This window comes from Citrobacter sp. UYEF32, from assembly GCF_040546205.1.
Taxonomy (GTDB): domain Bacteria; phylum Pseudomonadota; class Gammaproteobacteria; order Enterobacterales; family Enterobacteriaceae; genus Phytobacter; species Phytobacter diazotrophicus.
This window is the reverse complement of record NZ_JBEPNI010000002.1, coordinates 519,984-538,082: the sequence shown is the minus strand read 5'-3', so window position 1 is coordinate 538,082 and position 18,099 is coordinate 519,984. Positions and strand designations below refer to the sequence as shown.

Annotated in this window: 18 protein-coding genes; 5 read left to right on the top strand and 13 right to left on the bottom strand. The window is 50.6% G+C overall.

All coding sequences use genetic code 11. From position 1 onward, the window contains the following. Window positions 1–92 precede the first annotated feature (92 nt). Window positions 93–332 (top strand): YebV family protein, encoded by a 240-nt coding sequence (locus tag ABIB59_RS06950; protein WP_039078750.1) that lies wholly within the window; start codon window positions 93–95, stop codon window positions 330–332. Between the two features lie 104 nt (window positions 333–436). Next, window positions 437–628: a YdfD/YebW family protein gene (locus tag ABIB59_RS06945; RefSeq protein WP_039078749.1), complete on the top strand. Its 192-nt coding sequence runs from the start codon at window positions 437–439 to the stop codon at window positions 626–628. Here the strand turns inward: ABIB59_RS06945 and pphA are convergent, their stop codons facing one another. Further along, the gene (pphA, locus tag ABIB59_RS06940) at window positions 629–1,273 is read right to left on the bottom strand and encodes a protein-serine/threonine phosphatase (RefSeq protein ID WP_079496720.1); all 645 of its coding nucleotides are present in this window, start codon (window positions 1,271–1,273) and stop codon (window positions 629–631) included. Window positions 1,274–1,444: 171 nt separating this feature from the next. On the opposite strand from pphA, the gene ABIB59_RS06935 reads away from it, so the two are divergent. Further along, on the top strand, window positions 1,445–2,389 hold the full coding sequence (locus tag ABIB59_RS06935; protein ID WP_354034654.1) for a VirK/YbjX family protein: 945 nt from the start codon (window positions 1,445–1,447) through the stop codon (window positions 2,387–2,389). Between the two features lie 605 nt (window positions 2,390–2,994). Here the strand turns inward: ABIB59_RS06935 and ABIB59_RS06930 are convergent. Continuing rightward, window positions 2,995–3,213 carry a hypothetical protein gene (locus ABIB59_RS06930; RefSeq protein ID WP_039078747.1) on the bottom strand — a complete coding sequence of 73 codons (219 nt, stop codon included), beginning with the start codon at window positions 3,211–3,213 and terminating at the stop codon, window positions 2,995–2,997. Between the two features lie 1,370 nt (window positions 3,214–4,583). On the opposite strand from ABIB59_RS06930, the gene ABIB59_RS06925 reads away from it, so the two are divergent. Continuing rightward, window positions 4,584–5,255: an SOS response-associated peptidase gene (locus tag ABIB59_RS06925; protein ID WP_354034652.1), complete on the top strand. Its 672-nt coding sequence runs from the start codon at window positions 4,584–4,586 to the stop codon at window positions 5,253–5,255. 91 nt (window positions 5,256–5,346) lie between these two features. On the opposite strand, the gene arsC is transcribed toward ABIB59_RS06925, so the two are convergent. From arsC to ABIB59_RS06910, 3 genes are read right to left on the bottom strand one after another with little or no spacing between them, the layout of a single operon-like run. Continuing rightward, window positions 5,347–5,772, bottom strand: a complete 426-nt coding sequence (gene arsC / locus ABIB59_RS06920) for a glutaredoxin-dependent arsenate reductase (RefSeq protein ID WP_354034650.1) — start codon at window positions 5,770–5,772, stop codon at window positions 5,347–5,349. A gap of 12 nt (window positions 5,773–5,784) precedes the next feature. Continuing rightward, window positions 5,785–7,074, bottom strand: coding sequence for an arsenic transporter (locus ABIB59_RS06915; RefSeq protein WP_354034648.1), 1,290 nt, complete (start codon window positions 7,072–7,074; stop codon window positions 5,785–5,787). A gap of 44 nt (window positions 7,075–7,118) precedes the next feature. Next, window positions 7,119–7,439: a transcriptional regulator gene (locus ABIB59_RS06910; protein WP_165158596.1), complete on the bottom strand. Its 321-nt coding sequence runs from the start codon at window positions 7,437–7,439 to the stop codon at window positions 7,119–7,121. 85 nt (window positions 7,440–7,524) lie between these two features. Here ABIB59_RS06910 and arsH point away from each other — a divergent pair, with 85 nt between their 5' ends. Next, window positions 7,525–8,223, top strand: a complete 699-nt coding sequence (gene arsH / locus ABIB59_RS06905; RefSeq protein ID WP_165158595.1) for an arsenical resistance protein ArsH — start codon at window positions 7,525–7,527, stop codon at window positions 8,221–8,223. A gap of 126 nt (window positions 8,224–8,349) precedes the next feature. Here the strand turns inward: arsH and ABIB59_RS06900 are convergent, their stop codons facing one another. The 8 genes from ABIB59_RS06900 to ABIB59_RS06865 all read right to left on the bottom strand — a co-directional run bounded on the left by ABIB59_RS06900 (window position 8,350) and on the right by ABIB59_RS06865 (window position 18,077). Further along, on the bottom strand, window positions 8,350–9,615 hold the full coding sequence (locus tag ABIB59_RS06900) for a Y-family DNA polymerase (protein ID WP_354034646.1): 1,266 nt from the start codon (window positions 9,613–9,615) through the stop codon (window positions 8,350–8,352). Between the two features lie 2 nt (window positions 9,616–9,617). Next, on the bottom strand, window positions 9,618–10,040 hold the full coding sequence (locus tag ABIB59_RS06895) for a translesion error-prone DNA polymerase V autoproteolytic subunit (protein ID WP_354034644.1): 423 nt from the start codon (window positions 10,038–10,040) through the stop codon (window positions 9,618–9,620). Between the two features lie 159 nt (window positions 10,041–10,199). Next, window positions 10,200–11,375 carry a tail fiber domain-containing protein gene (locus tag ABIB59_RS06890; RefSeq protein ID WP_354034642.1) on the bottom strand — a complete coding sequence of 392 codons (1,176 nt, stop codon included), beginning with the start codon at window positions 11,373–11,375 and terminating at the stop codon, window positions 10,200–10,202. 42 nt (window positions 11,376–11,417) lie between these two features. Continuing rightward, window positions 11,418–15,566, bottom strand: coding sequence for a TipJ family phage tail tip protein (locus ABIB59_RS06885; RefSeq protein ID WP_502910486.1), 4,149 nt, complete (start codon window positions 15,564–15,566; stop codon window positions 11,418–11,420). 52 nt (window positions 15,567–15,618) lie between these two features. Next, window positions 15,619–16,245 (bottom strand): tail assembly protein, encoded by a 627-nt coding sequence (locus ABIB59_RS06880; protein ID WP_334634249.1) that lies wholly within the window; start codon window positions 16,243–16,245, stop codon window positions 15,619–15,621. Then, entirely contained in the window at window positions 16,239–16,955 is a 717-nt protein-coding gene (locus ABIB59_RS06875; protein WP_354034640.1) for a C40 family peptidase, read from the bottom strand. Before ABIB59_RS06875 ends, ABIB59_RS06880 begins: the two co-directional genes overlap by 7 nt. Window position 16,956: 1 nt before the next feature. Beyond that, window positions 16,957–17,694 carry a phage minor tail protein L gene (locus ABIB59_RS06870; protein WP_354034638.1) on the bottom strand — a complete coding sequence of 246 codons (738 nt, stop codon included), beginning with the start codon at window positions 17,692–17,694 and terminating at the stop codon, window positions 16,957–16,959. 41 nt (window positions 17,695–17,735) lie between these two features. Next, the gene (locus tag ABIB59_RS06865; RefSeq protein ID WP_354034636.1) at window positions 17,736–18,077 is read right to left on the bottom strand and encodes a phage tail protein; all 342 of its coding nucleotides are present in this window, start codon (window positions 18,075–18,077) and stop codon (window positions 17,736–17,738) included. Window positions 18,078–18,099: the final 22 nt, after the last annotated feature.

Sequence of the window (18,099 nt, the reverse complement as noted above, 5' to 3'; positions counted from 1 at the left end):
TTCTGACTGGCATCTTGCTCTGTGTTGTACCAGGCTGAATGTTGGGCGGCTGCACTGGTCGTACCACATGACTACCATCAACGGAGAGCATTATGACGAAAGCCAACGTGCGCATTGGCGCATTCGAAATCGATGATGCCGAGCTGCAAGGAGAAAAACAGGGTGAGCGAACGTTGCGTATCCCTTGTAAATCCGATCCGGATTTATGTATGCAGCTTGACGCCTGGGACGCGGAAACCAGCATTCCGGCGATCCTTGACGGCGAACATTCAGTTTTATACCGCGAGCATTACGATCAGAAATCTGATACCTGGGTCATGCGTCTTGCCTGATTCAATGGGAACCCGTCCATGAGACGGGTTATTTACCTGCCTGATTTCCCCTGCCTCCAATCATCCCCTACAATTACATCATGCTGTAATGAACCGAGGATGGAATGTTCGCTCTGGTCTTGTTTGTTTGCTACCTGGACGGTGGGTGTGAGGACATCGTTGTGGATGTCTTTAATACCGAACAACAGTGTCTTGTCGCTATGGAAGTACAACGTCTGCGCTATGGCGGATGCTATCCGGTGGAAGATTTTATTGACGGCTTCTGGCGCCCTGCCCAGGAGTACAGTGATTTTTAACTACTGTACCTGCACTAACGTCATTTCGCCGCCGAAGACGGCGCCGGTATCAATGTAATGCTGATTGCTGGCATCTACGCGATGTTTAAGCGGAGTATGGCCAAACCAAAAGTGGTCTGCACCGGCAATGGCTACCCCCTTCCCCGCCAGATGTTCACTCAAACGCTCACGACGCCAGAGTACCGATTCTTTGTCTACGGGTTTTTGCCATGCGTAATGATCGGACGGGTAATCGGCATGGGCGATAATATTGACCCCGCTGGCGCAGTGGAGCTCAATAATGTAAGGCAATTGCTCGCATTCCCGTAGCGCATCGTAAGCCCTGTGCTGTTCCTTTTCGCTGAGGTTACTGAACCAGGCGCCGCCATTGAATGACCAGAGAGTCATCTCCCCCGCGTTAAGCGCGTCGATAGCCATCTGCTCATGGTTTCCCCTGACCGTTTTAAACCACGGTCGTTTAAGCAATTGCAGGCACTGCAGACTGTCAGGGCCACGATCAATTAAGTCGCCAACGCATATGAGTAAATCCTTATAGGGATCAAAGTGGCGCTCGCGCAGTTCATTCAACAGACGCTGATGGCAGCCGTGCAGATCACCTACGATCCAGATATGCCGCCAGGTATTCCCATCGATACGTTGATACATAACTCCCCCTTATTTTTAGTATAGAAAGGAGACTTGACTCTGTGTAATCATGTTCAAATTCGGTGCAACTTAAATCCTCGTTAAACGAACCCGAAATAAACCACAGTGTTCAGGTTAATTTGCCACGGCGTAATCCCTAGAATAGCTATTGAACATTCAGAGGGTCCTACCGTGTCTAATATCAGTCTGCAAGAAAAACACCTGCAAAATCACCATCAGCATATTATTCGCGAGCTGGTCTCCGGACGTCTGGTTCCTGGCCCTATCTGGACTAAACGAAATTATCGCCTTAAATTCCTGCTCCGTTCGCTGTTGTTCTGGTCTTCAACGGTAAAAATGCTGAGCGCATTATCGCAACGTCCGGGATTTGAGCGTTTACTGAATGCCCAGGTGACACTGCCGAGTAAATCGCATCGTCAATATCTGACGCTGGGGCTCAATGCGGCAAAGCGTGCCGATGCGATTGTTAGCCACTATCAGTGGGTTGACAGTTGCCTGTCAGCCAGGGCTGCCGATGCAATGACCGCCGTCAACCATCAGCACATCTTGCAGTGCAAAGGTAAAGATGATACCGAATTTAACGTTTTTGCCTCCTGCGCCCATAAAGCAGAGCGTGAAGGCGAAAGCACCCTGTGGCTGTATGACGGCAACAATGTCCTGCTGGCGAGCGCCACATTCAGCGTGATCGAGGAAAAAGGCCGGCGTGCCTTAGTGATTGGCGGTCTGCAGGGTCCCCGCAGAAACATCTCCCATGAAGTCATCAAAGTGGCAACACGTGCCTGCTACGGTATTTTCCCTAAACGTTTGCTGATAGAAGTGCTGTGGCAGATGTGCGCGCGCACCGGCATTAGCGCGGTTTATGGCGTTAGCGATGATGGTCATGTCTTTCGCGCGTTGCGTTACCGCTTTAGCAAAGGCCGCCATTTCCATGCCAGCTATGATGAGTTCTGGGCCTCTATTGATGGTGAGAAAGATAATGCCTGGCGCTGGCGTTTACCATTAATGCTGGAACGGAAACCGCTTGAGAGTATCCCAAGTAAGAAACGTGCCGAATATCGCCGCCGCTTCCAGTTACTCGACGATATGAATAGCAGTCTGGCCGATTTTTTCCGCTAAATATTGAGAGCAGTGGCATCACCACTGCTCTTTGTTATTACTGTTGGTATCAATACCTTATTTATTCTCATTTTCATTGCCAGTAATTATTATTTTATTCCTATTATTTACTAAATATCCCCACACCAACATTCAACCAATAACGTGATCTTGTCTGGCGCGCATCGTGGTTCTGCTGGCCAGCACACAAATTGATGCAGCGCATTCATATAGTAAAAAACGAGATGATACGGCTAAAACGTAACGATATATCTTTCAAGGCTTTTTTTTCATGCTACTGTGGTTTTTCCATTTAACGGCCCGGAGGGGCTATTCCAACCTTAAAATTCGTTTGTCCTGTCTGCAAAGGAAATTCGTTTTTTTTCACGCAATTTTGCCCGGATAAAAATTACCCTCACGGTGCAATTTGTTCAGGGTGTGGTTCACGTCTTACGGCAAAAGCCTGTATTCCAGTCAGACGGAGATGGCCTAAAAAAGCCTCCTGATGTGAGGCCTCGACGTGAGGCCTTTCTAACACGTGCAAAATATTTTATGCGCCATCTGCAGAACACGGGAAAATCATTTTCCCGTACAGACCACGGTTTAATCCAGTTGTTGGTGGCAGGTTAATAAAACTGACGAATGGCCTGTTCAGTTTCACGCGTAGTGACTAATTCAGAAAACTTGGCTATCAGGAACTCTTTGCCATCCAGCACATACGTTTCGATCGGCATATCAAGGAAGGAGCGCTGATCATTTCTGTAGCTGACCTTCTTTAGGTCGTCCGCCACCGAGATGTGATCGACCTTTCCACCGGGGAGTATTACCACAACATCTTTGCTCATGTCGTTATCCTCAGTTGTTTAAATTGCATACGACATTAGCACAGCCTTTCGGTCATCGTCTCTTGTTATGTTCAGGCATCATGACAAGGTTGAAGGAGAAAGCGGCGGCACCATTATGGAAACCCACTCACCGCTCACCCATTTCTCTTCGAGACTTTGCCAGCCAGGTCTGCTGTCTAACGCGTGATCAGGCAAAAAAAAACCGCTCGGACAGAGCGGTGAATGAAGCTTACCAGGGAATAATAATGAAGCATGGATGCAATGACTATAGCTGGCTAATAGTTGCTTAATGAAAACCAGGACGATTCTCAAAGCATATATTCTTTATAATTAGCAAACTAAGGGTCGTAACGAAGAATTTATTAGCTTTCAAGCAATTGCTTCCCTCAGGAGAAGAGCGGATTTCCCTCTCCTGAGGGATTTTTATTTACAAATTTCGCTGTTGAGCTTATTGAAGGTCTCGATCTGTCGATGATATTCATCAATCGTGAACTGGTCGTTACCGCTATATGCAATGGGCCGGCGTGAGTATTTAAAGCCAATAACCAGATGATAGGGTTCTGCAGTAATGAATCGTACGCCTATTTTTCGTCCAGGGTTCGTCTCCCCAGAGATAACACCACAGACATAAGGTTGCCCCTCAGATACATGTTTCGACATCTCAGACGCCGCGCAAATGAATTTTCTGATGCACTGCCTTTCCACAGCAGCACGACTTACCAGATTTCGAATCATCATCACAACATCGAGGCCGCGCTTATCATGCCAGACGGCCGGGGCGAGCCCCATAGCAGAACGTCTCAACCTACAGGAATGGCGCTGTTGACCTATCGTTAAGGAGCGAGACGAGAATTTCGCGCAACGTCTTCTGGCTATAAGAACTTAAAATGCCCAAAAATACCTGGACGCCCGCGGTGCAGAGTATGTTATGGTTTAGCTCGTATGCAGGAAATTTTGACTGTTTTCTGTATGTCCTGATTTGGCTCTTTTGGGAAACTAAGAGCCAAAAAAAGACCGAATACGATTCCTTTTCTCGCCCAGACATATCACAACCCTTTATTTTCAATAAGTTAATAGGCAATCTGCGCATTAATTAACCAATCAAGCATGTGTTTGTGCCCTTTTAAAATCAGCAAGTTGCTAAGTAATTCGGACATATTCGGACAAAAATCGGACAAACTAAGTGTGGTTTTTGCGATGAAATAGTCGATTTTCAACCCGTGGTCATTTCCTAAAGCTTGACACGACTGCTTATTGATTAAAGCCAAAAAATTACATTCCGAACTACTTTCAAATCTTAATCCGCTTACGGGTGCGCGCCGCTTTTTTCTCTTTCTCTATACTTTTAGTCTGACTGGTAGGAGGTGCTTATGTGCGGACGATTTGCCCAGGCGCAAACGCGTGAAGAATATCTGGTATACCTAGCGGAAGAAGCCGAACGCGACATAGCTTATGACCCCGAGCCGATTGGACGGTATAACGTCGCTCCCGGGACGAAAGTTCTCTTACTCAGTGAACGTGATGAGCAACTGCATCTTGATCCTGTAATCTGGGGTTACGCACCCGGGTGGTGGGATAAAACACCATTGATTAATGCTCGCGTCGAGACAGCAGCCACCAGCAGAATGTTTAAACCACTATGGTTGCATGGCAGGGCTATCTGTTTCGCTGACGGCTGGTTCGAATGGAAAAAGGAAGGTGACAAGAAACAGCCCTACTTCATTCACCGCGCCGACGGTCAACCGATTTTCATGGCAGCGATCGGCAGCACCCCGTTCGAACGTGGCGACGAGGCTGAGGGGTTTCTCATTGTGACTTCCGCTGCAGATAAAGGCATGGTCGATATTCACGACAGGAGACCGTTGGTATTGACGCCGGAAGCAGCCCGGGAATGGATGCGACAGGGCATTGGAGGGAAGGAAGCGGGAGAAATTGCAGCCGACGGTGCAGTACCGGCTGATAACTTTATCTGGCACGCTGTTACGCGTGCCGTAGGTAATGTTAAAAATCAAGGATGGGAGTTAATCGAACCGGTTCGTTAATACTTACAAGACATACTACGTAGTCTGCTATGAGCGAAAAGCGGACGCCTGCATAGCGTATACAGGCGTCAGATATTTTGAAGTGGGCAAATTACTTAACCCGCTTCCCCGTTTCGTCAATGACCTTCTCGCCATCCTCTTTAGTAAACGCTCCTTTCTGACCTTCCGGTAGAATATCCAGCACTATTTCTGAAGGGCGGCAAATACGAGTACCAAGCGGCGTAACGACTATCGGCCGATTAATCAGGATCGGATGTTGAAGCATGAAATCAATCAACTGCTCATCACTAAATTTCTCTTCATCAAGACCCAGGCGTTCATAAGGCTCAACATTCTTACGCAGTATTGCACGCACCGTAATTCCCATATCTGAAATAAGATTAATCAGATCATCACGTGTCGGTGGCGTATCGAGATAATAAATTATCGTCGGTTCGTTGCCGCTGTTACGTATCATCTCCAGCGTGTTGCGTGAAGTGCCGCAGGCAGGGTTGTGATAGATGGTAATGTTGCTCATATCTGTATCTCATTACAAAGTGATGGAGAGCCGCAACGCCAGCGCGGCCAGAGTGACAAACAGCACGGGCAGAGTCATGATAATGCCGGTGCGGAAGTAATAACCCCAGGTAATCGTTATATTTTTCCGGGCAAGAACATGCAGCCAAAGCAGGGTTGCCAGACTGCCAATCGGGGTGATTTTCGGGCCTAAATCGCAGCCAATCACGTTGGCATAAATCATTGCCTCTTTGACGACGCCAGTCGCCGTACTCCCGTCAATCGACAGCGCGCCAATCAGCACCGTCGGCATATTATTCATTACCGACGACAGGAACGCGGTCAGGAAGCCGGTGCCAAACGTTGCAGCCCATAACCCCTTTTCTGCCAGCAGGTTCAGCACGCCAGACAGATACTCCGTGAGCCCTGCATTGCGCAGGCCATAGACCACCAGGTACATGCCCAGTGAAAAAATAACTATCTGCCATGGCGCACCGCGCAGGACTTTTCCGGTGTTGATGGCGTGACCTCTTTTCGCCACTATAAACAGTACTGCTGCGCCAGTAGCGGCTATCGCACTGACCGGGATCCCCAGAGGCTCCAGAATAAAGAAGCCGACAAGCAGCAATAACAGGACAATCCAACCCGCCCTGAACGTTGCTGGATCCTTTATCACACTGGCAGGCGTCTTCAGCAGCGAAACGTCATACGTGGCAGGAATGTCCCTGTGGAAGAAGAGATGCAGCATGACCAGCGTGGCCGCAATCGCTGCAACATCTACGGGGATCATAACGGAGGCATACTGCGTAAACCCCAGACTGAAAAAGTCCGCCGAGACGATATTCACCAGGTTAGAAACAATGAGAGGCAGGCTGGCCGTATCTGCTATAAACCCTGCGGCCATCACAAAAGCCAGCGTTGTGCCCTTGCTGAATCCCATTGCAAGCAGCATCGCAATTACAATTGGCGTCAGGATCAGCGCGGCGCCGTCATTGGCGAACAAAGCAGCAACAGTGGCACCGAGCAATACTATCCAGGTAAACAGCAGGCGGCCACGTCCGTTACCCCAGTGGGAGACGTGCAGTGCAGCCCACTCAAAGAAACCGGACTCATCGAGCAGCAGGCTGATGATAATGACCGCAATAAAAGCCGCTGTCGCGTTCCAGACGATATTCCAGACGACGGGAATATCAGCGATATGGATGACACCGGTTACCAGCGCCAGCACAGCCCCAATACTCGCGCTCCAGCCAATACTCAGGCCTCTGGGTTGCCAAATCACCAGTACCAGCGTCAGTAAAAAAATACTCCCTGCCAAAAGCATCTCAGACTCCATTATATATGATTATTCGAATGTGTTTTTCTTTCTTAGCAGGAGGTGCAGGCTGATTTATCCAGCCATCCACGCACATCCTCCCACATACACTGCCAGGACGTCGTGATTGTTTCAGCGGCCCATGCTGGTATGTGGGGTGACAGACGATAGTGGATCCATTTGCCTTCACGACGGTCCAGAACCAGCCCGGCCTCGCGAAGGACAGCCATATGTCGCGAGATTTTGGGCTGAGATTCGGAAATGGCCGCGCAGATATCGCAGACACAAAGTTCTCCTGACTCCCGGAGAAGCATGACGATGGCGAACCGTGTTTCATCCGACAGGATTTTGAAAAGCTGAACAGGTTGTAGCATTTTTCACTCCGTTCCCTTTAGAACATACATATGATAAATCATATATGTTAACTTTGAAATCACCTGCTCTCTCCGGAGAAGAATAATGGAACAATTTCCTGCCCTGAATACTGAATGCTTTGATCAACACATCGCTGAACGCCTGCACCTGGAGGAGCCGCCACGGATTCTTATCCTGTATGGCTCAGTAAGAGAGCGCTCCTACAGCCGCTTTGCCGCGGAAGAAGCTGGTCGCCTGCTGACGGCGATGGGCGCGGAGGTAAAACTGTTTAACCCCTCCGGTTTACCCCTGCCGGATGATGCGCCGGACACGCATCCTAAAGTCACCGAACTGCGCGGTCTGGTCAGATGGTGTGACGGGATGGTGTGGAGTTCTCCTGAACGGCACGGGGCTATGAGCGCAGTTATGAAGGCGCAGATTGACTGGATACCATTAAGTGAAGGCGCGGTTCGTCCTTCGCAGGGCAAAACACTTGCGGTAATGCAGGTCTGCGGCGGTTCACAGTCCTTCAATGCAGTGAACCAGATGCGTATTCTGGGCCGCTGGATGCGGATGTTTACGATCCCCAACCAGTCCTCAGTAGCCAGGGCATGGCAAGAGTTCGACGAAAACGGACGAATGAAACCTTCGTCATGGTATGACCGCATCGTCGATGTAGCCGAGGAGCTGTTTAAAATCACACTGCTGCTTAAGGGACAAACCGGTTATCTTGCTGATCGTTACAGCGAGCGAAAAGAGAGCCATCAGGAGCTTTCATCCCGTGTCAATCAGGACAAAATATAACGTCTGCTCTTCGTTAATCCATACTGCATGAGCTTAACAACGTCCGCTCCTGGCACAAAGCGGACGTGTTTCCTTTTTTGTTTTGGCTTGAAATATTCAACCAACAGAAGCATATCGCCTATTGTTTCACCTGACGACAGGCAAATCAGAAAATCTCGTCGTATAACGCGGCGAGAGCATCTCCCTCTTCATCTGCCATTGCTGCTGTATTCCTTGTCCTGCGAAATACAGCGTGCCTTTTCCTTCTTTGGTATTTAGCTGATCTAACAGTGTCATCAGTTGTTCGCTGTCACGACGCGGCGCGTTGTCGTCGAACAGATTCAACTGTGCTACGCCCTGACTGAAAAAATCTCCGAGCATTACGCCCGCCTTTTGATAGCGGTGACCATCACGCCAAATTTTGTCCAGACAGCGCGTTGCCGCGCCGATTATGTCCCTGCTGTCCTGTGTTGGCGTCAGCAGCTTCACTGAGGCGCTGTTACCGTAATAGGGTTCGTTAAGCGCGAACGGGCTCGTTTTCACGAAGGCGGAAATAAACCGGCAGTACTGGTGCTCACTGCGTAACTTCTCAGAAGCGCGCGCCGCGTAGCTGCATATTGCCTGCCTCATTTCGTCATAGTCGGTGATACGACCGCCAAAAGAGCGTGAGCAAACGATCTCCTGTTTGGCCGGGGCAAACTCCTCCAGTTCGAGACATGGCTCGCCGCGCAATTCTCTTACTGTACGTTCGAGGACAACATTAAAATGTTTGCGGATAATCCAGGTGCTTTGCTCTGAGAGTTCAAGGGCGGTCTTTATCCCCATACTATTGAGCTTTTTACTGATGCGTCGGCCAACTCCCCATACATCCTCAACCGGAACCAGGGCCATCAGCCGCCGCTGGCGATCGATGTTCGACAGGTCCACAACCCCGCCAGTCTGCTTTTGCCATTTTTTGGCGGCGTGATTCGCTAGTTTCGCCAGTGTTTTTGTGGGTGCGATTCCAACACCAACGGTCAGGTGAGTGCGCTGCAGAACGGTGGCGCGAATCTCCCGCCCGAATTCCTCCAGCACCCGGCAGTTACGGACACCAGTCAGGTCGCAAAAGGCCTCGTCGATGCTATAAATTTCCACGCGAGGACTCATTTCTTCCAGCGTCGTCATCACCCGGTTGCTCATATCAGCGTAGAGCTCGTAATTGCTGGAGAACGCCACAATGCCGTGACGCCGGAATGCGTCCTTTTGTTTGAAGTATGGCTCTCCCATTGTGACAAAAGGTTTTGCCTCAGCACTCCTGGCGATCACGCAGCCGTCGTTATTCGAAAGAACGACAACCGGACGCCCCTTCAAATCGGGACGGAATACGGTTTCGCACGAAGCGTAAAAGCTATTCACATCGCAGAGCGCAAACATGGTTAACTCACCGCTTTCACGATGAACGTCACCACTCCAAAAATGTCGAGCGTGTCCTCGCTTGTCACTCGAATCGGTTGATATGAGCTGTTCATTGGATTGAGTTGAATCGTTGGCCGGAGTTGCAGTCGTTTCACTGTAAATTCACCGTCTACCGCAGCGATGACGATATCGCCATGCTGAGCAGTACGAGAGCTATCCACCACCAGCAAATCTCCTTCGCTGATTCCAGCTTCGATCATCGAGTCACCACTGGCTTTGACGAAATACGTCGCGCTGGGGTGATGAATGAGGAGTTCGTTCAGATCAATTCGCTGCTCAACGTAATCCGCTGCGGGACTCGGAAATCCGCACGGAACAAGGTCACTGAACATCGGTAGCGCGACAACTGCGCGCGGAAAATCGGCTGGTTTGATGAATTGCATACGACACACCCACTTATACTGTTTTTATATACAGTAGTTTTTTAAGCGCAAATGATCAAGATAGCGCTTCGTTTGTGGGTGAATGAAGATTGAGCAGTTTGCGATAAAGCACCCTTTGAATGAAGTACTTAGATGGAGTGTAAATTTTCAGGCCTCTGGTTACTCTGCCGCTGGTTCCTCAGATTTTTTCGGTTCCAGTGCAGCAATACGAGCAGTCAAATCGTTGATTAGTTTCTGCTGGGCCTGTAATGCCTGAGTCAGCTTGGCTATCATCGGCACTTCTTTCAGGTAATACGCATCTGCGGGATTCTCTTCGTCGTACCCCTCAACCAGACCAGAACCACCGACGCACTCAGGGGAGATCGTCACCAGGTCGTTTGCGATAAAACCGAGCATATCCTCACTTTCAGGAATAACCCCGCGTGCTTTCATTCTGAAATATGCTGGCATCCACCCCATAACCTCAGCAAGAGATTCTGCTGCATTATTAGCGTATCTAATGTTCTTTTTCAGTTCCCTATCTGACGACGTTGTGAACGTAATGCGCCCCAGATTTGTCACACCGGCAAACCCGCTCAGTCCGATGTTTCCACCGTAGTTCCAGTAAAAATTCCACGGGACGTTAATATCTGTTGTACCATTTATCCCACTACGTGACGTGAATCCTGCCGTAGCGTCCATCTGCCCCATAAGCTGTAACACACCGCTTGAGCTGTTTATCAGCCTGACGTTGTAGTCAGCAGCGCTTTTATCAAAATGAAAATCGATAAATGGCGTTGCATCCGTCAACTCTATTCCTGCAAAGTACGGGTAATTAGAGGAACCCAGACCAAGCGCAGCACGCGCATCTGCTGCCGTTTTTGCCCCGGTACCGCCCTGACTAATTGACAGCGCAGTGGTTAACCCTGACAGACTGGTGATATCGGAGTTAGCCCCTTTTTTAGCCAGAGCTTTCTGGCCGGGAACCGTGACGGCCACACCGTTAATCGTGATAGTGACGTCACCCGCCCCGTTCATCACGTCGGCGAAGCCGCTCATATTCCGCTGATACAGCGTCAGCGTCTCAGCGATATTCTGCGCCAGTCCGTCCACGCTCAGCGAATCACTCAGGAGGATGGCGTAAGCGCTACCGGCTGCAATTGCCGGGTTTGCCGCTGGCGTTACGGTGAGCTGGGTTGCGCTGTTGATTGCCGTTATCTGGAATACCTGTGGCGGTGTAGTCAGGGAAATCAACGAGCACCCAACGCGGATAAGTGAGCCTGCTGCTGTAAAGTTCGTGCCAGTACCCGTCAGGGTATTACCGTTGACCGCAATAGAGCCAGTTGTGTAAATCATGTTTTCTCCAGGCATAAAAAAACCCGCCGGAGCGGGTTGAAATCAGGATTGAGTGAACGAACCGGAACCCCTGGATACGTGTATTGTCGGGGAATAAATACCAACGTTCGCGTGATATGTCGCATTATCACTGCGCATCTGAATCGAACAATTCACCACCTGTCCGGTAACGCGGGCGCTGTGCATAACCGTGACGTACGTAGGACGCGATCTGTCAGTATTGGGTGGGGTATAAACGTCAATGGTTCTGCTCGACCCACCAATGGTGAGAATCGCGGTCCCTTTTGTCTGAGTAATCCCTGCACCGGCCTCTGTCGCAGAAATCTGGACCTTAACCAGCGCCATTATCACTACATGCTTTTCACCAGGCAGGTTACCGGAATCGGTGTATACAAAATTTCGGGTGACATTATCCCCCTCAATATCACTAAACGTCTGCCCCACAGCCACATCACCGATAAATGATTCAGCCTGGACTGTGCCTTTAAACGTCCCACTCGTCGCTATTATTTTCCCGGTGAATTCTCCGTTACCACGCACCGTTACGTTGTTGAGTTCAGCATTGCCACTTTTTGGCAGATTCCACCCGGCGCCACCAGGACCAGAAACGAAATTATCAGACTTCAATGAATCGGTGATTTTCCCGAACTGAATGCTGGCATCACGGAAAAACGCATCGTTAATGAAAGTCTGGCCGTTCTGAATAACAAACGGCAGTGTGACGGCGGCTCCTGCCTGAGACATAACAGCGAAGCGGTCAGCAAGGAAAATAACCTGTGACTGCATGCCACCAGGCGTGTTTTGTACACCCAGCCCCATCCCTGCCGCGTACTGCACGCCGTTGACATCCACACCGACTTTAATCGAGTACATCGCGTTCAGGTTGCCGTTGATATCCGCAACTGCCTGGGCGTTAGTGGTAATTGCCGCAGTCTGGCCGTTTACCGTGACGCTCAGTGAGTTGATCCGCGTTGCAGATGTCTGCGTAAAATCAGACAGCGTTTTCGCAAAATCAGTGATATTGGCATTACCGCCAGCGGTCGCATCCAGGGTTTTCAGCGACTCAGCGACAGCTTTGCTCGCGTCCACCATCACGTTATCAACGCGCTGGATACCGGCACTGTTTGCGCCATACTGAGCACTGAGCGTCATCCGGGTGTTAACCTGTGCCAGCGTCTCCTGAATCAGCGCCACCGCCGTGTTTTGCACCCCGCCAGCCGCGTTAGCCGTTTTCCCTGACAGTTCGTCGAAACGGGATGCAGTAGAACTGTCGAGGGTGGACACCGCCTGTGTGAGCTGGGTTACGTTAGCGGCATTGTCCTCCGTTTGCGCCGTCAGTGTATCAACCGCCGTGGCGCGGGCCTGCGTCTCATCGGCGAGCGCCTGCGTGAGCTGCGTTACCTGTGCCGCGTTCTGGTCGGTTTTCGCCTCCAGGCGCGTCACGTCCGTAACGCGGGCCTCGGTTTCAGTGGCGATCACCTCCCGTAGCTGGGTGAACGTTGCTGAGTTTGCACCGTTCTGCGCCGACTGCCTCACCACCACATCAGCGATGGCCAGGGCATTACCAATGATGGCCTCTGCCGTCTGCCGGTTCGCGCCCACTGCCGCCGCCAGTTGGTCGGCGTTTTGGGTAATTGCCGTGGCGAGGTCAGCAACAGTTTTGCTGGTTTCAACTGCGTTTTCGATGATTTCTTTAAATACCGCGGTGTCCTTCATCTGCTCAAGAATCTCAGCAGAAATGGCACTGACATCAACCGATGACTGCCCCATTACCCAGGCGGTCCACTCGCCGACATTGCCAATTCTGTCCACCAGCCGTGCACGGTACCATTGCCGCACACCCGCCAGCATTGGCCCGTGCTGATAGCTGGCCGCCGGATAAGGCACCAGTGTCAGCAGTTCGGGATTTGCCTTATCGTCCGTGGTGGCGCGCTGTAGTTCGGTATAAGCAGTATCACCGGATCCGTCAGGAAACGCCCAGGTAATATCGATAGCCCAGACCACATCATTAGAAGCAAGGAGTGACTGCGGCGTGCCCGGTGTACCATTTTTTCCCGTCAGGTGGGTCGTATCGGCATACCCCCAGGGCGACGACGAATCCTGCGCATTCAGGGCACGCACACGCACATCATAATTGCCGGAATAAATGCCCTGAACGGAAAAACCCTGGGCACTGGCAACCGGAACGTTAATCCAGTCGCCATTGTCCTTGCGCCATTGCGCCTGGTACCGGACAGCACCATCAACCTTGTCCCAGGTACTGTTCAGGCTGGCGACCGTCAGCCCCTGATCGATAAAATCAGTCTGGCTGATAAGTATATTTTTCGGCGAAGGCAGGACAGATATCGGCGTTACCGTAATCGGTGCAGGCGTGATCCGCACACCATCATCAATAAACCGGTATTTATTGGGGTCGTGCTGAATGCCGGAAACGTTAAATGTCCCGTCGTCATTTGCAGCAACGGACGTCACACGAAATTGCTGAATAGCCAGCCTGTCACTGTCAATGGCCCACACTGCGCCAGCTACGGGAACCATCCGGTAATCGGTGCTGACCGTGACGGTCTTTTTATCGCTGCTGATCGTGCTGATGGTGCGTGTCTGCGTTGTTCCGTCGGGAAGATTCAGCGCCAGCCTGTCACCGGGCGCATATTCAACAGCGCGATCCAGCGTAATGTTCCGACCGTTTACCGCACTGATTCGCCCTCCATTCTGCATTCCGGCGCGGAACGGGTCCGCAACACCAATAACGGATGCAGGCAGCGGAATATGTCCGTCGAGCCCGACGTTAAACGAGATTGTGCCGTCTTTTGCGTTTGACAGTAATACCCAGCGCCCCCTGCGGTGCGCCTCACTTTGCGAGGTGCAGCCAATAGCAGTCAGTTGCGTCTGATTAATGTCGTAACGTGCCACCAGATCGCTGTCATAAACGCCCTCGATAGTGTCGCTGTAATGGTTCTGCGGATCAGACCATGACACCAGGCAGGAACTGTAGCGGTTTTTATAGGAGCCACCCGCGTAGTTAAACAGCCCGTCCACCACGTTTGAGGCGGTATAAACAAAATCCAGATCTGCCACCGGAACATCAGCGTTTACGTAAATCTGTTCATTACCCCAGAACGTAATGCCCCGGAATATTGCAGCCAGATCTTTCAGAACCGCGTATGCATCCTGCTGGCTCTGGATGTAAACGTTGCAGGTAAAACGCGGTTCAGTACCGCCCGCACCGTCAGATACCCTTTCATCGCAATACTGGGCAATGGCGTAAACTTCCCATTTATCAATCATGGAAGCATCCACACGGTTGCCCATGCCGAAAATTTTATCCAGCACCAGATCGTAAAAAATCCATGCCGGATTGTTGCTGTATGCCCATTTGAAGTCGCCTGCCCACGCGCCGGGACTTTCGCGGGTAACAGGATCATAGTTTGACGGCACACGGATCCGGCGGCCCAAAGGGACGCAGGTCACTTTAGGGGCGCTCCCATTAAAGTGGCTCGCATCAACTTCGATATAGAGCAATGCGGTATTCGGATAACGGAGTTTACTGTCGATAACTTCTGCGAACGAGAATACTTTAAACGCGTTGGCTAACTTTGAGTTGCCAGTCGAATCCGCTGTGATCCGTCGGACACGAACAGTCCATCCGGTGGTGGCTTCTGGCAGATTAATACGGTGATCGCGCTGGTATTCGGAGGTGGTTTTACCGTCAAACGTCGCATCAACCACGGTCTGATAGGCGCCACCGTCAGTGGACAAATCAATTGCGTAAGCCGTCACGGTTCCGACCATGTCGCCATTGTCTTTGTACTGGTACTGGACGGGGAGAGACAATTTGATGCGAACTGCGTCCAGTGTCAGGTTTGTAAACTGGCGAGTCCAGGGTACTGACTGCGTGACCGTAACACCTACGGCCAGTTCATTATCTATTTCCGGCATCCCCGGAATGTACGTCTGATCCTGTGTGCCGCGTCGCCAGTCCCAGACAACGCCAGTGAAATTGTAACTGCCGTCAGCGTTAGCCAGCGCCGTATCATTGAGAAAAATTTGTTGTGCCGTCAGTTCGCCCTGAATTTCGCCTTCGGCAATAGCCAGCAGCATTTTTAATTTTGCGGTAGACAGTAAATCGTCAGGCGCTTCAACTGGCGTATGCGCGCTACCGCCCCCACCTTTCCTGCCCTGAATATGCATAATTCACCCATAAAAAAACCGCCCGGAGGCGGCTGTACCTGAATAAACGTGCCTATTGCTGATCGCTGGAGAACAACCCGGCACTGATGACGGCCCCGCCAATTTCACGTTGCCCATAGAGCAGTGGAACCGGGTAACCCATAGCCACCGTATTAACGGGTGCACCGAAGGCGTAATTGGGTTTATTGTCTGCGCTACTGCTGGCACCGATATTAATTTTGGGTTGAGGCGTCAGCATCTGCACAACACCGCCCAGCATCATAGATATTCCAAGTCCGGTTAATGCTGTTGTCGTTCCTGCGATAGCGGCTGCACTCATTCCAGCCGCGCCAGCCCATGCAGCAAAGGAAGCACCTGCAGTGAAAAAAGCCGCGACCAGCGCCACCGCACCAATAACAATCTGGAGAACACCGCCCTGCTTGGCACCTTCAATAACAGGCATCATGGTAAATTCGCTGGCCGTGGACGTGAGTTCAAACTCTTCCACCCCAATATTTTCACCATCCCGAAAAAAGGCGAAGCGCACGCCGCTGTGATGCGCATTGGACATGTATTTTTTGAATCCCGGCACCTGTGAACACATGGCCCGAAGCATTTCGCGAATATCAGCAACGTGAAAGCGATGAATCCTGCCAAATTTCTTTGCGGCCACACCTTTCAGCGTCAGCGTTTTCAGCATTTCATGAGTTCCTTATGCCTGACAATTCTGACTGTACGCTCACGATAATACTGACCGTAGGGAACGCGGGCAGAAAGATTGCCGGAAGAATGATGAAGAATAATATTGTTACCTAACCAGATGGCGGCATGGTTGGTTACGGGTGCGCTGAGCTGCATCATAATAATGTCGCCGGGTTGCATCTGATTTAATTCAACCTGAATAAATCCCTCTGACTGCCAGTTATCATCGTACAGGTTTTCGCCGTTATTCCACCACTCACGAGGGACAGAGTAATCACCGAGAGAAAGATCAAACTCGCGACGATAGTATTCACGGATTAGCGCCCAGCAATCCGCGTGACCGAGTACCCAGGATCGTCCGGTGTAGTCACGATTTTCGCGCGGTGAAAATGTACACCAGTCACCGTCCGGCCATGAAATAATGCCCCATTCCAGCCCCGAGTGATCACACTGAATACGGTCAGTCTCTGAGGGGATTAACTGAGCCACATCCGGGTGCGAATGAACAACCATAATAATCTCACCCTCCTTTTCGGCATTTAAATAATCGGCTGGCGAGAGGGTGAAATGTTCTTCTGGTTTATCAGAGATATTTTCACAACGAAGATAAAGTTGTTTTCGTCCTGCCTGAACGACGACGCCGCAGCATTCACGGGGATATTCCGCAGCGGCATGTTCGCGAATAGCCGCCATCAGTTTTTCGCGCATATTATTTACCCTGCAGGTTTGCCGCCGGAAACCCGCCAAACGGCAGAGGATTTCCGGGGCCAAAACGCGCCTCACAGTCAGGGAGTCGTCCTCCACAGACATCCAGCGCGGGATTGGTTGTCGGGGTGCCATCTTTCAGAAAATACAGCGTTCCGGCGTAATCACACCCCGTACCACTCCGGTACAGCCCACGGAGGCACCAGGTACAGACAGGGGTTATCTGTCTGGACGGTAATTGCAGGCTCTGAATATCGAAAGGTGAGCAGAGTTCAAAATCAACCTGCGCTCTGTTCTCGGCTTTTTTGGCATTAACATAAAACACCTGCACCCGCTCTTCGTTCGGGTTAGCGGCGGGGTTCCCGGAAATCCAGTTAGCCGCATCGAGGTATTTAACCAGCGTGGTGTGGATCTTTACCTTTGCCTTGACCAGATCGTCATATTCAAGGCATAGCGCGGTTACGTAGTTACCAATATTACCGACAGAGAGCGTCGGCGTAGGCTGAGAACCGGTACTTGAAAGCTCCACCCCTTTCAGCGCATAAGGATAAGGATCGTACTGATTCCCCTGCCAGATTATTGCTGGCAGATTTTCACCAGCAAAGGCATTCCAGTTATTATCTGAAATATTAAAGGCATGAAATCGTAACACAGTTTCCATACCAAATGCCGTACCGTCGATTTCAATTAACTGAACTATATTTCCGGGTTCCAGTTGTTGAATATCCTGAGTAAAACTCATTAATAACTCCAGTTACGTTATCTGTTGGCAGAAAAATACCGTTAAGGTGCATAAGCCTGTTCAAATACAAAACTTATTTCCGCAAAATCTCCATTCGTAAAAACAGGTTTTATTGAATCCCGTTTTACTCTGTAAAGTTTTTTCTCTCCCCACGGATTAGACCACCAGAATGATTTAGCGACATGGAATTTTAGAAATGCGCGAATAACTGCCATATCAGATAATTTTCCGTTACAGCTAAGTTCCCATGTCGCGTTATCCTCGTTTATTCCAACACCAGCAATCTGCTTATAACCATCCCCGAACTGAATTTCCTGCGTTGCAATATTTATGCTTTCAGTGGCCCCCGTACGCACAGGCCAGATAAATGTTTCAATTGCCATAGAGATACCCTACCCGTCGTTC